At 66.1% G+C, this 614-nt stretch carries 1 protein-coding gene; it reads left to right on the forward strand.

The window, feature by feature from the left end:
* Positions 1 to 85: 85 nt before the first annotated feature.
* Positions 86 to 614 (forward strand): GNA1162 family protein (locus L810_RS43730; RefSeq protein ID WP_042978549.1); only part of this gene is annotated, 529 nt, incomplete at its 3' end.

Genomic DNA, 614 nt, shown 5'->3' on the forward strand with positions numbered 1-614 from the left:
GCCGCGAACCCGAAGGCCGCCGACCAGGCGATCGCCGGCCGGAAGCAAGCCGATCCGACTCCCGCCCAACAGTAACGTGCGTGCCATGATCAAGACACTTTCATTCAAGCTGCTGTCCGTGCTGTCGCTCGTCGCGCTGCTGAGCGCATGCGCGCAACCCGTCAAGCGTCCCGACTACACGGCCTTCAAGAAGAGCCAGCCGCGCTCGATCCTCGTGCTGCCGCCGGTCAACGAGACCACCGATGTCGGCGCGACCTACGGGGTGCTGTCGCAGATGACGCAGCCGCTCGCCGAGTCGGGCTACTACGTGGTGCCGGTCGCGGTGATGGACGAGACCTTCAAGCAGAACGGCCTCGCGAACGCGGCCGAGATCCAGAACACGTCGCCGGCGAAGCTGCGCGAGATCTTCGGCGCGGATGCCGCGCTCTATTCGAAGATCACGCAATACGGCTCCGTCTACCAGGTGGTGGACAGCACGACGGTGGTCGCGGCGTCGGCGAAGCTCGTCGACCTGAAGAGCGGCGACGTGCTGTGGCAGGGCGAGGGCCGTGCGACCGGCAAGGAGGTCGGCAACTCCATGAGCGTCAATGCGTTCGGTGTCGTCGGGATGCTGG

The organism is Burkholderia sp. AU4i, assembly GCF_000466765.1.
GTDB classification, from domain to species: Bacteria; Pseudomonadota; Gammaproteobacteria; order Burkholderiales; family Burkholderiaceae; genus Burkholderia; species Burkholderia cepacia.